This window comes from Pseudomonas sp. Sample_11, assembly GCF_004307505.1.
GTDB classification, from domain to species: domain Bacteria; phylum Pseudomonadota; class Gammaproteobacteria; order Pseudomonadales; family Pseudomonadaceae; genus Aquipseudomonas; species Aquipseudomonas atacamensis.
This window is the reverse complement of the sequence record NZ_RCOD01000046.1, coordinates 1-14,901: the sequence shown is the minus strand read 5'-3', so window position 1 is coordinate 14,901 and position 14,901 is coordinate 1. Positions and strand designations below refer to the sequence as shown.

The following is a 14,901-nucleotide window of genomic DNA, read 5'->3' as shown; positions in this document are numbered from 1 at the left end:
GGGGGATATTGGAGGGATTCACCGACTTGAACGAATTGTCTTGAATCCATAATCGATAAGGTTTTTCAGGTCGATGCATAACGCCAGATACTTCGGTCGGCCCCCTCTCCCTCCGGGAGAGGGCTGGGGTGAGGGGCTTTTGATCTCAAGCGCTTATTCAAGCATCTTGCTGAGCAACCAGCTCCCCGCCGGCCCCGGCGGATACAAGCGCGACCACAAGGCGTCGACAAACACCGGTTTCGGCCAGCCGCGCACGTCGAGCTCTATCAGCAAATCATTGGCATAACGCTGCACCAGCCACCTCGGCAACGGTGCCCAGCCAAAGCCTTTTTCCGCCATTTCCAGCAGCATCAGGTAACTCGGCGCCGACCACACCCGGCCTTTGCCGCGACTGTCGTAGGGATTGACGATGGTCGCCAGCCGCAATTCGCGATGTTGCTCGAGGATCTGCTGATCCACATGCTCAAGCTTCGCCAACGCATGCTCGCGGCTGACGAACAGGGCTATCTCCGTGCGCTCGGCCACAGTGGAGGTCACAAGATCCGGCGGGTAGTTATCCTGCATTTCCGCGAAGGCCAAATGCGCCCGGCCGCGCTGGACCAGCTCGATCAGGTCTTCGCATTCGGCAATCAGGCATTCCAGCTCAAGCTCCGGATAACGCTGCTCGAAATCCACCAGCGCCGCCTCGAAACGATAGGACTGATAAGTGTCGGAAATCGCCACGGTCAGTTTCGGTTCCACACCTTGGGCCAATTGCCGCGCGCTCATCTCCAAGCGACTGGTGGCGGCCAGAATCGCCTCGGCTTTCTGCAGCATGACGTGGCCGGCGGGGGTGAGCGTGGGCTTGCGGCTGCTGCGGTCGAACAGTTGCAGGTCCAGATCGATCTCCAGGCTTGCCACTGCCGCGCTAATGGTCGACTGACTGCGCCCCAGTTTGCGCGCCGCTGCGGAAAATGAGCCTTGCGTCGCTGCCTGGACAAACGCCAACAGTACTTCCTGCGAAGCCATGAACTATCGCCTTGATCGATGGTTATTGGTTTTGAAGTATCGGTATTCAGTTGCATCATGGCAACCATCGTCAAACAAGGAGTCAGGCCATGACTGCCCACAAGTCCATCACCGAACGTGTTTTCCAGGCGGTTGGTTTCGAGTTTCTCGCGATCCTGATCTGCACACCGCTGCTCGCATGGATCATGCAAAAGCCGCTGCTCGACATGGGCGCGGTGACCGTGTTGATCGCGCTGCTGGCGCTGGCGTGGAACGTGGTGTTCAACCGTTTTTTCGACCGTGCATTGGCGCGGATGAATCTGCCGCACAACGCCTGGGTCCGTGTGGTGCATGCGTTGCTGTTCGAAGGCGGGCTGATCGTGATGGGCGTGCCGCTGATTGCCTGGTGGCTGTCGGTCAGCCTGTGGCAGGCGTTGTTGCTCGACATTGGCGTGCTGCTGTTCTTCCTGCCGTACACCTACGTCTACCACTGGGGTTATGACGTCCTGCGCGAGCGCTTCATGACCCGCCGCGCATGTGAAAGCTGAGGTAAACCTGTGGTGAGGGGATAAATTCCCTCACCACAAAGGTGAGTCATCGGGCACGAAGTCAGAGAAACATGCCGCCGGATGCCTCGACCCGCTGACCGTTGATCCACTGTCCACCCTCTGACAGCAGCAGCGCCAGTGCACCGCCAATATCATCCGGCAGCCCGACCCGACCCAGCGCGGTATTGCTGGCGACCATCGCGTTGACCGCGCTGTTATCGCGCACCGTGCCACCGCCAAAATCGGTTTCAATCGCCCCCGGCGCCAGAACGTTCACGCCAATCCGCCGTGCGCCGAGCTCTTTCGCCTGATAACGCGTCAGCACTTCCATCGCACCTTTCATTGCCGCATAAGCGCCATAACCGGGCAGGCTGAAGCGGGTCAGGCCGCTGGAGATATTGACGATGCGCCCACCGTCATTGATCAGCGGCAGCAGTTGCTGAGTCAGGAAGAACGGTCCTTTCAACTGCACGTTCATCAGCAGATCGAACTGCTCCGGGGTGGTTTCGCTGAACAGCGCATGCACGCCGACCCCGGCGTTGTTGATCAGGAAATCAAAGCGCTGACGCTCAAAGGTTTGCCCCAATACCTGTTCAACCTGCGCGGCAAACGCGGCGAAGTTTTCGCTGCGGCCGACGTCCAGTTGCAGTATCGCCGCTTTCGCGCCGAGCGCCTGCAATTCAGTGACCAGCGCTTGGGCCTCGTCGGCGCGGCTGTTGTAGGTGCCGATGATGTCGATGCCTTGCGCGGCGAGGTGCAGGGCGGCGCTGCGGCCCAGGCCACGACTGGCGCCAGTGATCAGTGCGATTTTGCGGTTCATGCTGACTTCCTCGATTGCGTTGAGCGGGATGGAAGAAGTTTATTTATCCGCCCTGAGGTGATAAACACGGCATAAGCGGAATCACTGATCGGCTCAGCCGAACAATCACCGGGGCTTGTCATGAACAAACTGGAACTGCTGCGCACCTTCGTCCGGGTCAGCGAAATGTCGAGTTTCACTCTCGCCGGGGAAAGCCTCGGCCTGCCGCGCTCCACGGTGTCCGAACAGGTGCAGGCGCTCGAAGCCTTGCTCGGCACGAGGCTGTTGCAGCGCACCACGCGCAAGGTGCAGGCCACTCAGGATGGACTGGTGCTGTATGAACGCAGCAAAGATCTGCTCTCGCACATGGATGAAATCGAAGGGCTGTTCCGTCAGGACGAGGCTTCGCTGACCGGGTGCATCCGCGTCGACATGCCGAACATCCTCGCGCGACGCTTGATCATGCCGCGCCTGCCGGAATTCATGGATCGCCACCCGAATCTGCAGATGGAAATCAGCAGCACCGATCGCCGTGTCGATCTGCTGAGCGAAGGTTTCGACTGCGTATTGCGCATCGGCGCGCAGCCGGATCAGTCGGTGGTCGCCCGGCATCTCGGCGACTTCCCGATGGTCAATTGCGCCAGCCCGGCTTACCTGCAACGTTACGGCGTGCCGCAGACCATCGAGGATCTGGCGCAGCATCGGCTGGTGCATTACGTCGGCGTACTGGGCTCGCGTTCGGAAGGGTTCGTCTATGAGGAAAACGGCGAGGTGCGGCGCGTGGCGATGGCCGGCAGTGTCACGGTCAACAGCACCGATGCCTATGAAGCGGCGTGCCTGGGCGGCTTCGGCCTGACGCAGGTACCGCGCACCGGCATGCAGCCGCATCTGGAAAATGGCGAACTGGTGACCGTACTGCCGCAACACACCGCACCGCCGATGGCGATTTCGTTGTTGTACGCGCGGCAACGGCATTTGCCGCTGCGGGTGCGGGTGTTTATGGATTGGCTCGGCGAGGTCGTACGTTCAACACTCTGACATTGAGCACTTTCCCCCTGTGGGAGCGAGCCTGCTCGCGAAAGCGCCATGTCATTCAACATTGATTTATCTGACACACCGACTTCGCGAGCAGGCTCGCTCCCACAGGGAGGACTGTCTTGTGTGTGGGATTTGCGCTCAATAATCCCAACGCTTGCGAAACGCCCAGCGCCCGGCAATCACGGTGAACGTCGCCACCAACGCGACCAGCACCCAAAATCCGTGCGGGTCCTGGGACAGCGGCACGCCGCCGACATTCATGCCGAAAAAACCGGCAATGATGTTGATCGGCAAGGCCAGCACTGTCACCACCGTCAGGGTGAACAGCGTGCGGTTGCTTTGTTCGTTGAGGTTGGCGGCGATCTCTTCCTGCAGCAATTTGATCCGCTCGCCGAGGGCGGTGAGGTCGTTGATGATCAGCGCAAACTCCTCGGTGGATTTGCGCAACTCCTTGACGTCCTCCTTCTGCAACCACGGCGGCGGACGATTGAGCAGGCGCAGCAACGACCCTGGCTCCAACGCCAGCAGCCGTTGCAGTCGCACCAGCACGCGACGGTTGGCGCCAAGTTCGGCGCGGTTGGTCGACAGGCGCGAGGAGAGCAGTTCGTCTTCGACCTGATCGACACTCAGGCTGGTCTTGCGCACGATCTGCGTCAGCACTTCGCCCTGATCGCGCAGCAAATGCACGAGCAGTTCCGAGGGCGAGCGAAAGCATTCGCCGGCCTTCACCGACGAGCGCAACTTGTCCACCGAATGCAGCGGTTGCAGGCGCGCACTGACGATCAGTTTGCTGCGCACGCAGACCCACAGCGTCGACACGTCGGAGGAGACCATGCTGCTGAGGTTGAACACCACATCGTTGACCACCGCCAGCAGCGCCGAATCGACATGCTCGATGCGCGTCGAACGCGAACCTTCGTGCAGCGCTTCGAAAAACTCCTCGGGCAATTGCAGATGACTTTTCATCCAGCGCTCGCACGCGGCATGGGCCAGGTTCAGGTGCAGCCAGAGAAACTCTTCGCTGTCACCGTCATCCTGCAAACAGCGCAAAGCCGTCGCCGAATCGATCTCGCGCCCGCGCTCCCCGGGCAGGAAGCGAAAGCCGTAGAGCAAGCCAAACAGGTCCGGGGCGCGATGGCTGATATCGAGGCTGTGGTTCATGGCGGCTCGCTGCGAGGGTGTCTGGTGGGGGATTTTCAGGTTCACCTGTGCGGCATCATCGCAAGCCAACATGACCGTTTTGTGACAGTAAAGTGACTGCAAATCAACGCGTTACCGACTGTCGGAAGATTCTCAAGAAGCGCTCTGGCGCGCCGATCTCGGTTGAGTTAGGTTGCGCGCCATTGGCTTTCGGTCATGGTACGTCGACAGGGAAGTCCGGCCATTTTTCACGTCCGCTCGGGCGTGCCTCATCCCTGCTTCGAGTACCTTGCAATGCTGCAAAAATCCCTGAGAACGCAAATTCTCGCCCTGCTGAGCGGCAGTCTGCTGGCGATATTGTTGATCGCGCTGGCCTGCTTTCATTTCCTCTCCAACGGCGTGCAAAGCTATAGCCAGTTGATCGCCGGCCCGTTGCACACGTCGCAACTGATCGATGAAGCCAACCTGCAATTCAAAGTGCAGGTGCAGGAATGGAAAAACGTCCTGCTGCGCGGCAAGCAACCGGCGGATCTGGCGAAATACTGGAGCCAGTTCGAAGAGCGCCAGCGCGACGTGCAGAACATTCTCGGCGAACTGGCCGGCCAAAAAGGCATCGAGGCCAATCTCAAATCCCGCATCGAACGCTTGCGCGAAGAGCATCGCCAGTTGGGCGCGGCCTACCAGAAAGGCCGCGATGCCTACGTCGCTGCCGGTGGTGATCCGAGCGCCGGCGACGCAGCGGTCAAAGGCGTTGATCGCGCCACCAGCGAGCAGATGAGCGCACTGGTCGCCGAGCTGCGCGAGCAGGGCACCGCGCAATCGGCGTTGATCAGCGCCAGCGCTGAGCGCACCGTTTGGCTGGGGCTGTTGGTGATGCTCGCGTCAGGCTTGTTGATCGGTCTGCTGAGCCTGTGGCTGGTCAGCCGCAACCTGATCGAGCCGATCCGCAACCTCATCGATTACGTCACCCGCTTGAGCCGTGGGCAGTTGGCTGAACGTGTTGTCAGCGAGCGTCGCGATGAACTGGGCAACCTCGCCGCCGCAGCGAACACTCTGCGCGATTTTCTGGCGGACACCTTCACTCGCTTGCAACGCAGCGCCGGTGATCTGGACAGCGCCAGCGGCGAGTTGAACGCCATTGCCACGACCATGGCCGGCGGCACCAGCGAGCAATTCAACCGCACTGATCAAGTGGCCACGGCGATGAATGAAATGTCCGCCACCGCCCAGGAAGTCGCCCGTCATGCCGCCGATGCCGCGCGCGCTGCGGACGATGCCGATCAGTCGGCGCAGCAGGGTGAAAAGGTCATGCAAACCACCATTCACTCGATCACGCAGATGCGCGGCGAAATCGCCAACACCGCCACGGTGATCCGTCGCCTGGAAACCGACAGCGGTCGTATCGGCAAGGTGCTGGAAGTGATTCGTGGCATCGCCGAACAGACCAACCTGCTGGCGCTCAACGCAGCCATCGAAGCGGCGCGGGCGGGTGAGGCCGGGCGTGGTTTTGCGGTTGTCGCCGATGAGGTGCGCAACCTCGCTCAGCGCACGGCGGAGTCGATCATCGAGATCAACCAGATCATTCAGAACGTGCAGACCGGCGCTGTCGATGCCGCGCAGGCTATCGAGAGCGGCCAGGCGCGCAGTGATGAAAGCGTCGAACAGGTGACCCAGGCCGGCGCGATGCTGGAGCGCATCACCTTGGCGGTGGAGGCGATTCGCGACATGAACCGGCAGATCGCCACGGCCGCTGAGGAGCAGACTTCAGTGGCCGAGGATATCTCGCGCAACCTGACTGAAATCACTGCGATTGCCAGCACCAACCTCGACAACGTGCAGCGCACCGAAAGTGCCAGTCAGAACCTGCACGGATTGTCGGGGCAGTTGAATGAGGTGACGGCGCGGTTGAGTGCTTGATTGGTTTGGGTCGTGGTATGTCAGTGTTTTCGGTGTGATGGCTTGGCCCTCACCCTAGCCCTCTCCCACGGGAGAGGGGACTGACCGTGTTGATTGTTAGAGATACGTCGACCGGAAATGTCGAGGTGAACTCTGGTCTTGAAAAGCCCCCGATCTGCTCCCTTTCCCCCTCGCCCCCCTTGGGGGAGAGGGCTGGGGTGAGGGGGAATCGATTTCCCAGTCACCCCAAACCTCACGCCAAACGGCAGCCACAAAAAAGCCGCACGATCGTTAAATCGTGCGGCTCTTTAACAGCGGTCTATCAAGTGTCTTGCTTGTTGCTCAGCACTTTACCGGTGGTGGCATCAAAGTCCACGTCGAACTCTTTGCCGTCAGCAGTCTTAAGTTCGACTTCATACTCGTAACCATTGAAGTGGTTATCCAGGTCGGTGTCGGTAATCGTTGCGCCCGGGTGCAGTTTCAGTGCTTCGGCGTTCATCGATTCCAGCGACTTGATCTTGCCGTCCTTGACCAGTTGCGGGATCTGGTCGATGCGAACATCAGCCTGAGCCAGGCCAGCGGTGAGGGTCAGGGCAGCGGCGGTAAACAGGGCAGTCAAAGTTTTCATCGGTTCATTCCTTGGCAGTGCGTTGAAGTGGTTGATCTGTGTAAGTGGGTTCAGATTAACCAGCGCAACTTAACTCACCCTTAAATCTCTGCTTCGCGATAAAACTGCTCTTTGTGGGAGCGAGCCTGCTCGCGAAGCAGGCGACTCGATAACAACTTAGAAACCGTTCTTCTTCAGAACCTCATCAACACTGCCAACAGCCGGACGCTTATAAAACTTCAACAGTTCACTGGCGCGGTTGGTAAAGATGCCGTCGACACCCGCTGCCATGACTTTCTCGTAGTCCACCGCCTCGTCGACCGTATAAACGTGCACCAGCATGCCCTGATCGTGGGTGTACTGATTCATCCACGGTTGCACCAGGTCGGAGTAACTCTGGTCACCACCATGGGTCAGCTTCGCAGAAGGGCCGGTGCCGATCGCGCCCTGGGCCTTGGCGTAGTCGACCCATTGCTTGAATTCCGCTTCCGACTTCGGTTCCTGCTTGCCGTAGAAAACGTTTTTGTCTTTCTCGCCGGACGCGGCAAACGTCACGGCGGATTTAGGCTCGATGCTGCCTTCGCCGACCCACAACAGCAGAATCTTCGGCACTTGCGGCATTTCCTTTTCCAGCAATTGCAGGCTGCTTTTATCGAAGGTCTGCAGGATCACCTTGCCTTTGCCCTGACCGACGCGGAGCGCACTTTTCGCCAGTTTCGAACCGGCCGGGCTCAGCCAGCCGCGATCCTGGAGTTTTTCCTTGAGGTCATGTTCGATGCCGGGAAACAGCTGCGGCTCTTTGGTTTCGATGTACAGGCCCGGCTTGTGCTGCGGGTTGGCGCGGGCGATGTCGATGATTTCATCGAGGGTAAGAATCTTCAGCCCGGCGTAGGAGGGGCGTGCGCGGTCAGGATATTTGCTGTTGAACCAGCTGCCGGCATCAAGGGTTTTCAGTTCGGCCATGGTGAACGCGGTGGCCGGGCTGTCCTTGCGCTCGGGGAATTTGCTGGCGACGTCGGTGGTGCGTTGCAGGTTGTCGTCGTGCAGGGCGAAGAGCACGCCGTCCTTGCTGCGCTGCAAATCCATTTCCAGGTAATCGGCGCCGAGGTCACGGGCCAGTTTGTAGGCCGCAGCGGTGGACTCCGGGGCATCGAACGACGCGCCACGGTGGGCGATCACCGCAGGATGCGGAATGCCATGGGCGGCAGCGATTGCCTTGGGCTCCGGGTGGCTGGCGGCATGCGCCTGACCGAGGCCGAACAACAGACTCAGCACCAGAGCGCTTCGGGTAAAAGTGGCAGGCATGGTCGAGTTCCTTTCGCAGGTTTTTTTCGAGACGTACCTTTTAACAATTGAAGCGCCGCAGGGCTATCGCCAGACCGACATAAACCGAGCAAAACGGAAATTTCCTGCACTTTTGTGGCGCTGTTTGCAGTACGCTTGCCCTCGGCTGACGCCCCGGCAGAGGGCGCGCCGCTACATTGCCCTGCGTGTAAACCATCGATCATCTTTCGTGAGGTTTACCATGCGCATCACCTCCCAACTCATCTGCCAGGCCGCCGACGATCTCAAAGGCTTCGTCGGCCTCAACCGCAAGACCGGCCAGTACATCGTGCGCTTCAGCGAAGATTCCTTCGGCATGGACGTGGCCGGCGACGGCATCATCCCGGCCAGCGAATTCGTCTGGGCGAAGGCGTCGGACACCACCATGACCCTCAAGCGCGAATTGATTCAGTTGCTGCTCGATCAACACATCGACGACCGCATCAACCTCACCGAACCGTTACGGGTTTACATGAGCAAGGTTGAAGTGCCGGAGATTGTTGCGGTGCGGAGTCTGGTGCGCGGTTGAGGTGGATCGGTGACTTAATGGCCATTCGCTGGCAAGCCAGCTCCCACAGTTTATGCATTGTATTGAAGAGCACGCTGTACCTGTGGGAGCGGGCTTGCCCGCGAAGAGGCCGGTTGAGACATCGCTAGGTTCAAGGTTCAGCTACACACCTGCATTCAACCCGGCATAGTGGAGTTCACACAAGCCTTCACAAATGCCCGTACCAGCGGCGGAGTTTTGTTCTTGAGGGCGGCGCGTTCCGGCTGGAACAGCGTGGCGACGAAAAACTGATGACTTTTAAGTTCGATAGCGCGCAGATCCCCCTCCGAATCACGGCCTACCGCTTGTAGCTGATCGCTCATCAAATGCTGTTCGAACTGCGGATTCACGCCGTAGCGGCAGCGGTAGCCTTCTTCAATTTCAGACTTTTCGTACGCCTTGGCGATCAACGAGCCGGGCTGGAGGTGAATGACGTCGATGGCTTCAACCAGCGAGCAGCTCAGCGGCGTGAGCACAGCGCGTTCGGATTCTGGCGAGGTTTCCCCATGCTCGGCGTCGGCCCAGCCCAGCACATTGCGCGAATATTCCAGAACCGCGTGCTGAAAACCGCCACAGGTGCCGAGGAAAGGTCGCCCTTGCTCGCGGGCAAAGCGGATTGCCCTTAGCGCACCGTCTTCACTTTTATAAGGGCTGGCGGGTACACACCAGAACCCATCGAATTGAGTCAGCGCAGTGTCGGTGCCGATCTCTTCAGTGGCCAGCCACTCGAACTGCACGGTGCGTTGCAGGTGTTCGGCGACCAGGCCGAGTGCAACCGGAATCGCTTGGTGGGCGGTGACTTGGGGGTCGTAATCGCCAACCAGGGCGATGCGGACGGCGCGATTTTCCATGGGATTTCCCTGCGCTTGCTGAAGGATGGCAGTCACTATAGATCGCGTGATTGCCATCCCACTATCCCGAGTTTTACCTGGTGCCTGAGACTACCGCCATTACCCCGACACCCGCTCATTGGCAAACATGCTCACCGCATCCACCGCCTCACTGGCGCCATCGCGAATCTGCAGAATCACCGTGCCGGCCTGATTGGCCAGTTCCACGCCTTCTGCGGCGCGGTCGCGGGTGCCTTGCATGCTCTTGATCGCCTGCCGTGTTTCGCTCTGGATCAGACTGATCATGGTGGAGATCTCCGCGGTGGAGCCGCTGGTGCGCGCCGCCAGTTGCCGTACTTCATCGGCCACCACGGCAAAGCCGCGGCCCTGTTCACCGGCGCGCGCGGCTTCGATGGCGGCGTTGAGGGCGAGCAGGTTGGTCTGATCGGCGATCGCGCGGATGGTGTTGACGATGGCGGTGATTTGCTCGGAGCGGTCGCCCAGTTGCGCGATCAGCGTTGAGGACTGGCTGATGTCCTCGGCGATTTCGCGCATTTCGCTGGCAGCCTGTTGAATCACTTGCGTACCTTGCTCGGCGACTTTCCGTGTCGCTACCGAGATGTGATAAGCGGTGCTGGCACTGCGTGCGTCCTGCTCGTGTTGCTCGACACGGGTGGTAACGTCAGACGCGAACTTCACGACTTTGTACAAGCGCCCCGAAGCGTCGTAGACCGGGTTGTAGTTGGCCTCCAGCCAGACGATCTGACCGCGTTTGTCCACGCGCTCGAACTGCCCGTGGAAGAACTCGCCCTGATTCAGGCGCCGCCAGAAATCCTGATAGGCGCCGCTGTTGACCAGCGCCGGGGTGCAGAACAGGCGGTGATGCTGGCCCTTGAGCTCTGCGAGGCTGTAACCCATGCGCGTGAGAAAATTCTGGTTGGCGGTAAGAATGTTGCCGTCGAGATCGAACTCGATCACCGCCATCGCGCGATCGATCGCCTGCAGCTTGGCGTTGGCCTCGTTCTCCTGCTGTACCTTGGCGGTGACATCCATCGCGTACTTGACCACTTTGATCACCCGTCCCGACGCATCCTTGATCGGGTTGTAACTGGCCTCGAGCCAGATCGGCTGGCCTTTGCTGTCGACCCGTTCGAAGGTGCCGGACTGGAACTGACCGTTTTTCAGGCGTGACCACAGCTCGGTGTATTGGGCACTGCGCCCGAACTCTGGTGTGCAGAAATGCCGGTGCGGCTGGCCGATCGCCTGGGCAGCCGTGTAACCCATGGTCTTGAGGAAGTTGTCATTGGCACGCAACACCACGCCATCAAGATCGAACTCGATCACCGCCATCGAACGATTGATCGCTTCGAGCATTGCAGCCTGGTCAAAAACGGTGTGTTGCAGTTCAGCGAGGGCGGCTTTCTGGCGATTGAAGAACATGCTTGCGATACTCGGGAAGTGGGGAAAATCAAAAGGATTCAGTCCCTATTCCTGCGCCGGCAGACCGAAATGCACAGACGGCATTCGGTGGTGACTGCTCAATGCCAGCGTTCCGTTACTGGCAGATGGCTACTTATACAAAACTTAATAAAGTTGTACAAGAAAGGAATTTTTCACAAATTTGTATAACTTTTTGCGAAATTAGTTGTACGCGGCTCGCCGCGCCAGTGATTCACCGCTGATACAGTGCCAGGAACATCTCCAGCGCCGACTCGGCAACTGCATTCTGCGCGTCTGGATCAAGGGCCGCGCGACCCAGCGAGATCTGCGGCCAGAACGCGAATGCCTTGAGCAAACCTTGTACTTGATGCGCGGCAAATTCTGGATCCACCGGTTTGAGCCGTCCGTCGGCTTGCGCCGCGCGTATCCAGACGGTCAGGCCTTCCTCGCGCTCGCCCATGCGCTCGATCATGTTCTGCGCACGTTCAGGGGAATGAATGGTTGCGGCAATCGCCACCCGGGCGAGGGTGAGAAAATTCTCGTCAGCCATCATCTGCACTTTTTCTCGCAGCATCAGGCGCAGCTGCTCATGCAGCGGTTGCTCGCGGTCGTAGCTCACCGACGGCTCGGCAATGATCCGCGCCCACAACTGATTAAGGATCTCGGCGAACAGCTCTTCCTTGCTCGGAAAGTGGTTGTACACCGTCCGCTTCGACACCCCCGCCGTGGCGGCGATCTTGTCCATGCTGGTGATTTCGAACCCGTGGGCACGGAATTCGGCGATCGCCGCCTGGATGATGGCTTCGCGTTTGCGATCGGTGAGGCGTTGTGGAGCGGTCATGAGCGGACTTCAGTAGAGAAGGGATGAAATTACACTCGGCAGTTTACTTGGCGTCGGCTTTGATGCAACCTAGAAACTACACCGCTCAGTGTAATGTTGCGTTAATCCTCGCACCTTACAAACCAGAGCGTTTGGCCTTTGCGTGCAGCTTGGCCATTTTCATTTCCCGTGGAATACCGTGCAGCACACGGTTTTTCGGAGTCGTTCAGTCATGGCCAATCCAGTCTCTCTCCCGGATAACACTCCCACGCCTGAAGCCTCTCGACAGGATCAAGGGCTGTTTCGCAATCATGCGCCGGTGCAGCGCGAAGGGGTACGCAAAATGCTGCGGATCATGTGGAACATGATTTTCCACAAACCGCGCGACACCCGTCCGAGCGCCGCCATTCCTGTGCAGCCGCTTACTCGCGAAGATCTGCTCGCAGCGCCCAATCACAGCGTTTACCGCTTGGGGCACTCGACGCTGCTGCTGAAGATGCGCGACAAATTCTGGATCACCGACCCCGTCTTCGCCGAGCGCGCCTCGCCGGTGCAATGGGCGGGTCCGAAACGCTTCCACCAACCACCGATCAGCATCGACGAACTGCCGCCGATCGAAGCAGTGATCCTCTCGCACAATCATTACGACCATCTCGACTACGAAGCGGTGCTCAAACTCGCCGCCAAAACCACTTACTTCCTGACTCCGCTGGGCGTGGGCGACACCCTGATCAAATGGGGCATCGACGCCAGCAAGGTGCGCCAGTACGACTGGTGGCAGGGCACCGAAATCGCCGGTATCCGCTTCATCGCCACCCCATCGCAGCACTTCTCCGGCCGTGGCCTGTTCGACGGCAACAGAACGCTGTGGGCGTCATGGGTGATGATCGACGCCGACACACGAATCTTCTTCAGCGGCGACAGCGGTTACTTCGACGGCTTCAAACGCATCGGCGAACAATACGGCCCGTTCGACCTGACCCTGATGGAGACCGGCGCCTACAACGTCGAATGGCCGCACGTGCACATGCAACCGGAAGAAACCCTGCAAGCCCACATCGACCTCAAGGGCCGCTGGCTCTTCCCGATCCACAACGGCACCTTCGACCTGGCCATGCACGCCTGGCACGAACCGTTTGACCGCATCCTTGCGCTTGCATGGGAACGCAGTATTGCGATTACCACACCGCGGATGGGGGAGGCGTTCAACCTTGCGCATCCACAACGGGGGAGTGCGTGGTGGATGGCGGTGGAGGAGGAGAGTGATGCAGTGGTACAGAACGCGTGATTTGTTCAGTTGGTGAGGGGCATCCCCCTCGCCAGCTTACTCAGCCATCGCAAAATCCCCACGCCCCACCGATTCCCCCGCCATACCCTGCGCCCTGACACTGCGCCCCGGTGCAAACCCCGGGAAGAACACCAACCCCTGCGCTTCAAACCGATAAGCCAGTGCCAGTCTCGCGGCGTCCGCCACGTCCTGCTGCGCTTCGAACCGCTGGATATCTGCCACCGCCACTTCGGCCTCGCGCGACAGTTGTTCAACGCTCCAGCCCAGCATGGCGCGGGCCTGGACGCAGTGGGTCGGGGTGAACTGGAAAAGGGCAATGCGTTCGAGGACGTGGTTCATCGCAAGAGAGGCCATGGTGTGCTCCGGGCTCAAAAGTGCTGATTGAAAATGTACTGTGTTTTTGTACAGTTGTTTTCGGCCGGGATCAAACGCATTTTTCGAATTTGCCTAGTTCGTCGGCTCCAACCAGACGGACGGTGCCTGTCCCAGCACGCGCCGAAACATCGTCGAAAACGCCGCCGGGCTCTCGTAGCCGAAGTCCAGGGCAATCCGCGTCACCGCTTCCCCCGCCGCCAACCGTGCCAACGCCTGCACGACGCACGCCTGCTGACGCCACTGACGAAAGCTGAGCCCGATCTGTTGCCGAAACAATCTGTTAAAGGTACGCAAGCTTATGTGTAACTGATCGGCCCAATCCTGCGGGGATTGATGGGTGTTGGGCATGTTCAGAAAGGTCTGACACAGACTGAGGAGCTTTCCTTCGGCGGGCATGGGAATGTGTAGGGCAAGGGGCGCGCTGCGTGCCAGTTCATGCAACAGCAGGTTGATCAGCACACCGTCGCGTCCGGCCTGGTCGTACATCAGTGGCACGTCCACCGCTTCCATCAGCAAATGCCGCAGCAGCGGCGACACATTGAGCACTTGGCAGTCCGGCCCCAGATCCACGTTGCCCGGTTCGACATACACACTGCGCGTGCTCACCCCGAGCATCAACACCTCATGAGCCACGCCCGGCGGAATCCACACCGCGCGCTGCGGCGGCACCACCCAATTACCGTTCCGGGTGCTGACTTGCATCACGCCTGTTGCGCCGTAGAGCAATTGGCCACGGCGATGCGTATGAAACGGGAGTAGGTGACCGTGGGAATAATCGGTACCGATGGCCACGACCGGGCGAGCCGTGTCATCGAGCTGATTGATCGAAATATTGCGCATCAGGCGTGTTCCAGCGATTGGCGTAAACGCGAACATTATTGGCCCAACTACTGAAGCCGGCCAGTGCATCGCGCTCTAATGTCCTGGGCTCCCCCGATCCTGGACGCCCACCATGTTCTACCTCCTGCTTACATTGTTCGGTTGCCTCACCGGCATCAGCGCCGTGCTCTTCGGTTTCGGCGGCGGCTTCGTCATTGTGCCGCTGCTCTATCGCATGCTCACCGCCAGCCACGCAGCCGACGACCCCATCGCGCAATCGGCCATGCACATCGCCGTGGCCACCTCGACCTGCGTGATGGTCGTCAACGCCCTGATCGCCACACGCAAACACCAGCGCGCGGGCAATCTGCTCCGGGACTACCTCTGGCCATTGCAGACTGTGTGAAAACGCACTGATGGTGGTTCCAGCAAACGCCCCGACTT

General features: G+C 59.6%; 15 protein-coding genes and 1 pseudogene. 6 read left to right on the top strand and 10 right to left on the bottom strand.

Going from position 1 to position 14,901, the window contains the following annotated elements:
- Positions 1-153: 153 nt before the first annotated feature.
- Positions 154-1,008, bottom strand: a complete 855-nt coding sequence (locus D8U60_RS11340) for a LysR family transcriptional regulator (RefSeq protein WP_073472068.1) — start codon at positions 1,006-1,008, stop codon at positions 154-156.
- Between the two features lie 89 nt (positions 1,009-1,097).
- Between D8U60_RS11340 and D8U60_RS11335 the strand changes: the two genes are divergently transcribed.
- The gene (locus D8U60_RS11335) at positions 1,098-1,535 is read left to right on the top strand and encodes a multidrug/biocide efflux PACE transporter (protein ID WP_122700268.1); all 438 of its coding nucleotides are present in this window, start codon (positions 1,098-1,100) and stop codon (positions 1,533-1,535) included.
- A gap of 61 nt (positions 1,536-1,596) precedes the next feature.
- Here D8U60_RS11335 and D8U60_RS11330 read toward each other — a convergent pair whose 3' ends face one another.
- Positions 1,597-2,355 (bottom strand): SDR family oxidoreductase, encoded by a 759-nt coding sequence (locus D8U60_RS11330; protein WP_122880461.1) that lies wholly within the window; start codon positions 2,353-2,355, stop codon positions 1,597-1,599.
- A 120-nt stretch (positions 2,356-2,475) separates the two neighbouring features.
- Here D8U60_RS11330 and D8U60_RS11325 point away from each other — a divergent pair, with 120 nt between their 5' ends.
- On the top strand, positions 2,476-3,372 hold the full coding sequence (locus tag D8U60_RS11325; protein ID WP_130900154.1) for a LysR family transcriptional regulator: 897 nt from the start codon (positions 2,476-2,478) through the stop codon (positions 3,370-3,372).
- 138 nt (positions 3,373-3,510) lie between these two features.
- On the opposite strand, the gene D8U60_RS11320 is transcribed toward D8U60_RS11325, so the two are convergent.
- A complete protein-coding gene (locus D8U60_RS11320; RefSeq protein ID WP_130900153.1) occupies positions 3,511-4,533 on the bottom strand; it encodes a transporter in 1,023 nt (340 codons plus the stop codon).
- Positions 4,534-4,806: 273 nt separating this feature from the next.
- On the opposite strand from D8U60_RS11320, the gene D8U60_RS11315 reads away from it, so the two are divergent.
- The gene (locus tag D8U60_RS11315; protein ID WP_130900152.1) at positions 4,807-6,429 is read left to right on the top strand and encodes a methyl-accepting chemotaxis protein; all 1,623 of its coding nucleotides are present in this window, start codon (positions 4,807-4,809) and stop codon (positions 6,427-6,429) included.
- Between the two features lie 301 nt (positions 6,430-6,730).
- Here D8U60_RS11315 and D8U60_RS11310 read toward each other — a convergent pair whose 3' ends face one another.
- On the bottom strand, positions 6,731-7,036 hold the full coding sequence (locus D8U60_RS11310; RefSeq protein ID WP_030142484.1) for a PepSY domain-containing protein: 306 nt from the start codon (positions 7,034-7,036) through the stop codon (positions 6,731-6,733).
- 156 nt (positions 7,037-7,192) lie between these two features.
- Positions 7,193-8,320, bottom strand: a complete 1,128-nt coding sequence (locus D8U60_RS11305) for a glycerophosphodiester phosphodiesterase (protein WP_130900151.1) — start codon at positions 8,318-8,320, stop codon at positions 7,193-7,195.
- 220 nt (positions 8,321-8,540) lie between these two features.
- Between D8U60_RS11305 and D8U60_RS11300 the strand changes: the two genes are divergently transcribed.
- Positions 8,541-8,867: a DUF2025 family protein gene (locus D8U60_RS11300; protein WP_130900150.1), complete on the top strand. Its 327-nt coding sequence runs from the start codon at positions 8,541-8,543 to the stop codon at positions 8,865-8,867.
- Positions 8,868-9,022: 155 nt separating this feature from the next.
- Here the strand turns inward: D8U60_RS11300 and D8U60_RS11295 are convergent, their stop codons facing one another.
- From D8U60_RS11295 to D8U60_RS11285, 3 genes are all read right to left on the bottom strand, one after another.
- Positions 9,023-9,736, bottom strand: coding sequence for a CTP synthase (locus D8U60_RS11295; RefSeq protein ID WP_122880457.1), 714 nt, complete (start codon positions 9,734-9,736; stop codon positions 9,023-9,025).
- A gap of 99 nt (positions 9,737-9,835) precedes the next feature.
- On the bottom strand, positions 9,836-11,155 hold the full coding sequence (locus tag D8U60_RS11290) for a PAS domain-containing methyl-accepting chemotaxis protein (protein WP_130900149.1): 1,320 nt from the start codon (positions 11,153-11,155) through the stop codon (positions 9,836-9,838).
- A 232-nt stretch (positions 11,156-11,387) separates the two neighbouring features.
- Positions 11,388-11,996, bottom strand: coding sequence for a TetR/AcrR family transcriptional regulator (locus tag D8U60_RS11285; RefSeq protein WP_016773570.1), 609 nt, complete (start codon positions 11,994-11,996; stop codon positions 11,388-11,390).
- A gap of 211 nt (positions 11,997-12,207) precedes the next feature.
- Between D8U60_RS11285 and D8U60_RS11280 the strand changes: the two genes are divergently transcribed.
- Positions 12,208-13,263 (top strand): MBL fold metallo-hydrolase, encoded by a 1,056-nt coding sequence (locus tag D8U60_RS11280; protein WP_130900148.1) that lies wholly within the window; start codon positions 12,208-12,210, stop codon positions 13,261-13,263.
- A 36-nt stretch (positions 13,264-13,299) separates the two neighbouring features.
- On the opposite strand, the gene D8U60_RS11275 is transcribed toward D8U60_RS11280, so the two are convergent.
- Together D8U60_RS11275 and D8U60_RS11270 are read right to left on the bottom strand one after the other, a co-directional pair.
- Entirely contained in the window at positions 13,300-13,617 is a 318-nt protein-coding gene (locus tag D8U60_RS11275; protein WP_039758012.1) for a hypothetical protein, read from the bottom strand.
- Positions 13,618-13,710: 93 nt separating this feature from the next.
- Positions 13,711-14,478 carry a helix-turn-helix transcriptional regulator gene (locus D8U60_RS11270; RefSeq protein WP_122700259.1) on the bottom strand — a complete coding sequence of 256 codons (768 nt, stop codon included), beginning with the start codon at positions 14,476-14,478 and terminating at the stop codon, positions 13,711-13,713.
- Positions 14,479-14,590: 112 nt separating this feature from the next.
- Here D8U60_RS11270 and D8U60_RS11265 point away from each other — a divergent pair.
- Positions 14,591-14,851, top strand: a pseudogene (locus D8U60_RS11265) (sulfite exporter TauE/SafE family protein); the annotation flags it as partial.
- Positions 14,852-14,901 lie beyond the last annotated feature (50 nt).

Bases quoted from the DNA above. Each gene is read 5' to 3' on its own strand.
- D8U60_RS11300 (WP_130900150.1), top strand. From the start codon at position 8,541: ATGCGCATCACCTCCCAACTCATCTGCCAGGCCGCCGACGATCTCAAA.
- D8U60_RS11315 (WP_130900152.1), top strand. From the start codon at position 4,807: ATGCTGCAAAAATCCCTGAGAACGCAAATTCTCGCCCTGCTGAGCGGC.
- D8U60_RS11295 (WP_122880457.1), bottom strand. From the start codon at position 9,736: ATGGAAAATCGCGCCGTCCGCATCGCCCTGGTTGGCGATTACGACCCC.
- D8U60_RS11335 (WP_122700268.1), top strand. From the start codon at position 1,098: ATGACTGCCCACAAGTCCATCACCGAACGTGTTTTCCAGGCGGTTGGT.
- D8U60_RS11305 (WP_130900151.1), bottom strand. From the start codon at position 8,320: ATGCCTGCCACTTTTACCCGAAGCGCTCTGGTGCTGAGTCTGTTGTTC.
- D8U60_RS11285 (WP_016773570.1), bottom strand. From the start codon at position 11,996: ATGACCGCTCCACAACGCCTCACCGATCGCAAACGCGAAGCCATCATC.
- D8U60_RS11325 (WP_130900154.1), top strand. From the start codon at position 2,476: ATGAACAAACTGGAACTGCTGCGCACCTTCGTCCGGGTCAGCGAAATG.
- D8U60_RS11290 (WP_130900149.1), bottom strand. From the start codon at position 11,155: ATGTTCTTCAATCGCCAGAAAGCCGCCCTCGCTGAACTGCAACACACC.
- D8U60_RS11270 (WP_122700259.1), bottom strand. From the start codon at position 14,478: ATGCGCAATATTTCGATCAATCAGCTCGATGACACGGCTCGCCCGGTC.
- D8U60_RS11320 (WP_130900153.1), bottom strand. From the start codon at position 4,533: ATGAACCACAGCCTCGATATCAGCCATCGCGCCCCGGACCTGTTTGGC.
- D8U60_RS11340 (WP_073472068.1), bottom strand. From the start codon at position 1,008: ATGGCTTCGCAGGAAGTACTGTTGGCGTTTGTCCAGGCAGCGACGCAA.
- D8U60_RS11275 (WP_039758012.1), bottom strand. From the start codon at position 13,617: ATGGCCTCTCTTGCGATGAACCACGTCCTCGAACGCATTGCCCTTTTC.
- D8U60_RS11310 (WP_030142484.1), bottom strand. From the start codon at position 7,036: ATGAAAACTTTGACTGCCCTGTTTACCGCCGCTGCCCTGACCCTCACC.
- D8U60_RS11330 (WP_122880461.1), bottom strand. From the start codon at position 2,355: ATGAACCGCAAAATCGCACTGATCACTGGCGCCAGTCGTGGCCTGGGC.
- D8U60_RS11280 (WP_130900148.1), top strand. From the start codon at position 12,208: ATGGCCAATCCAGTCTCTCTCCCGGATAACACTCCCACGCCTGAAGCC.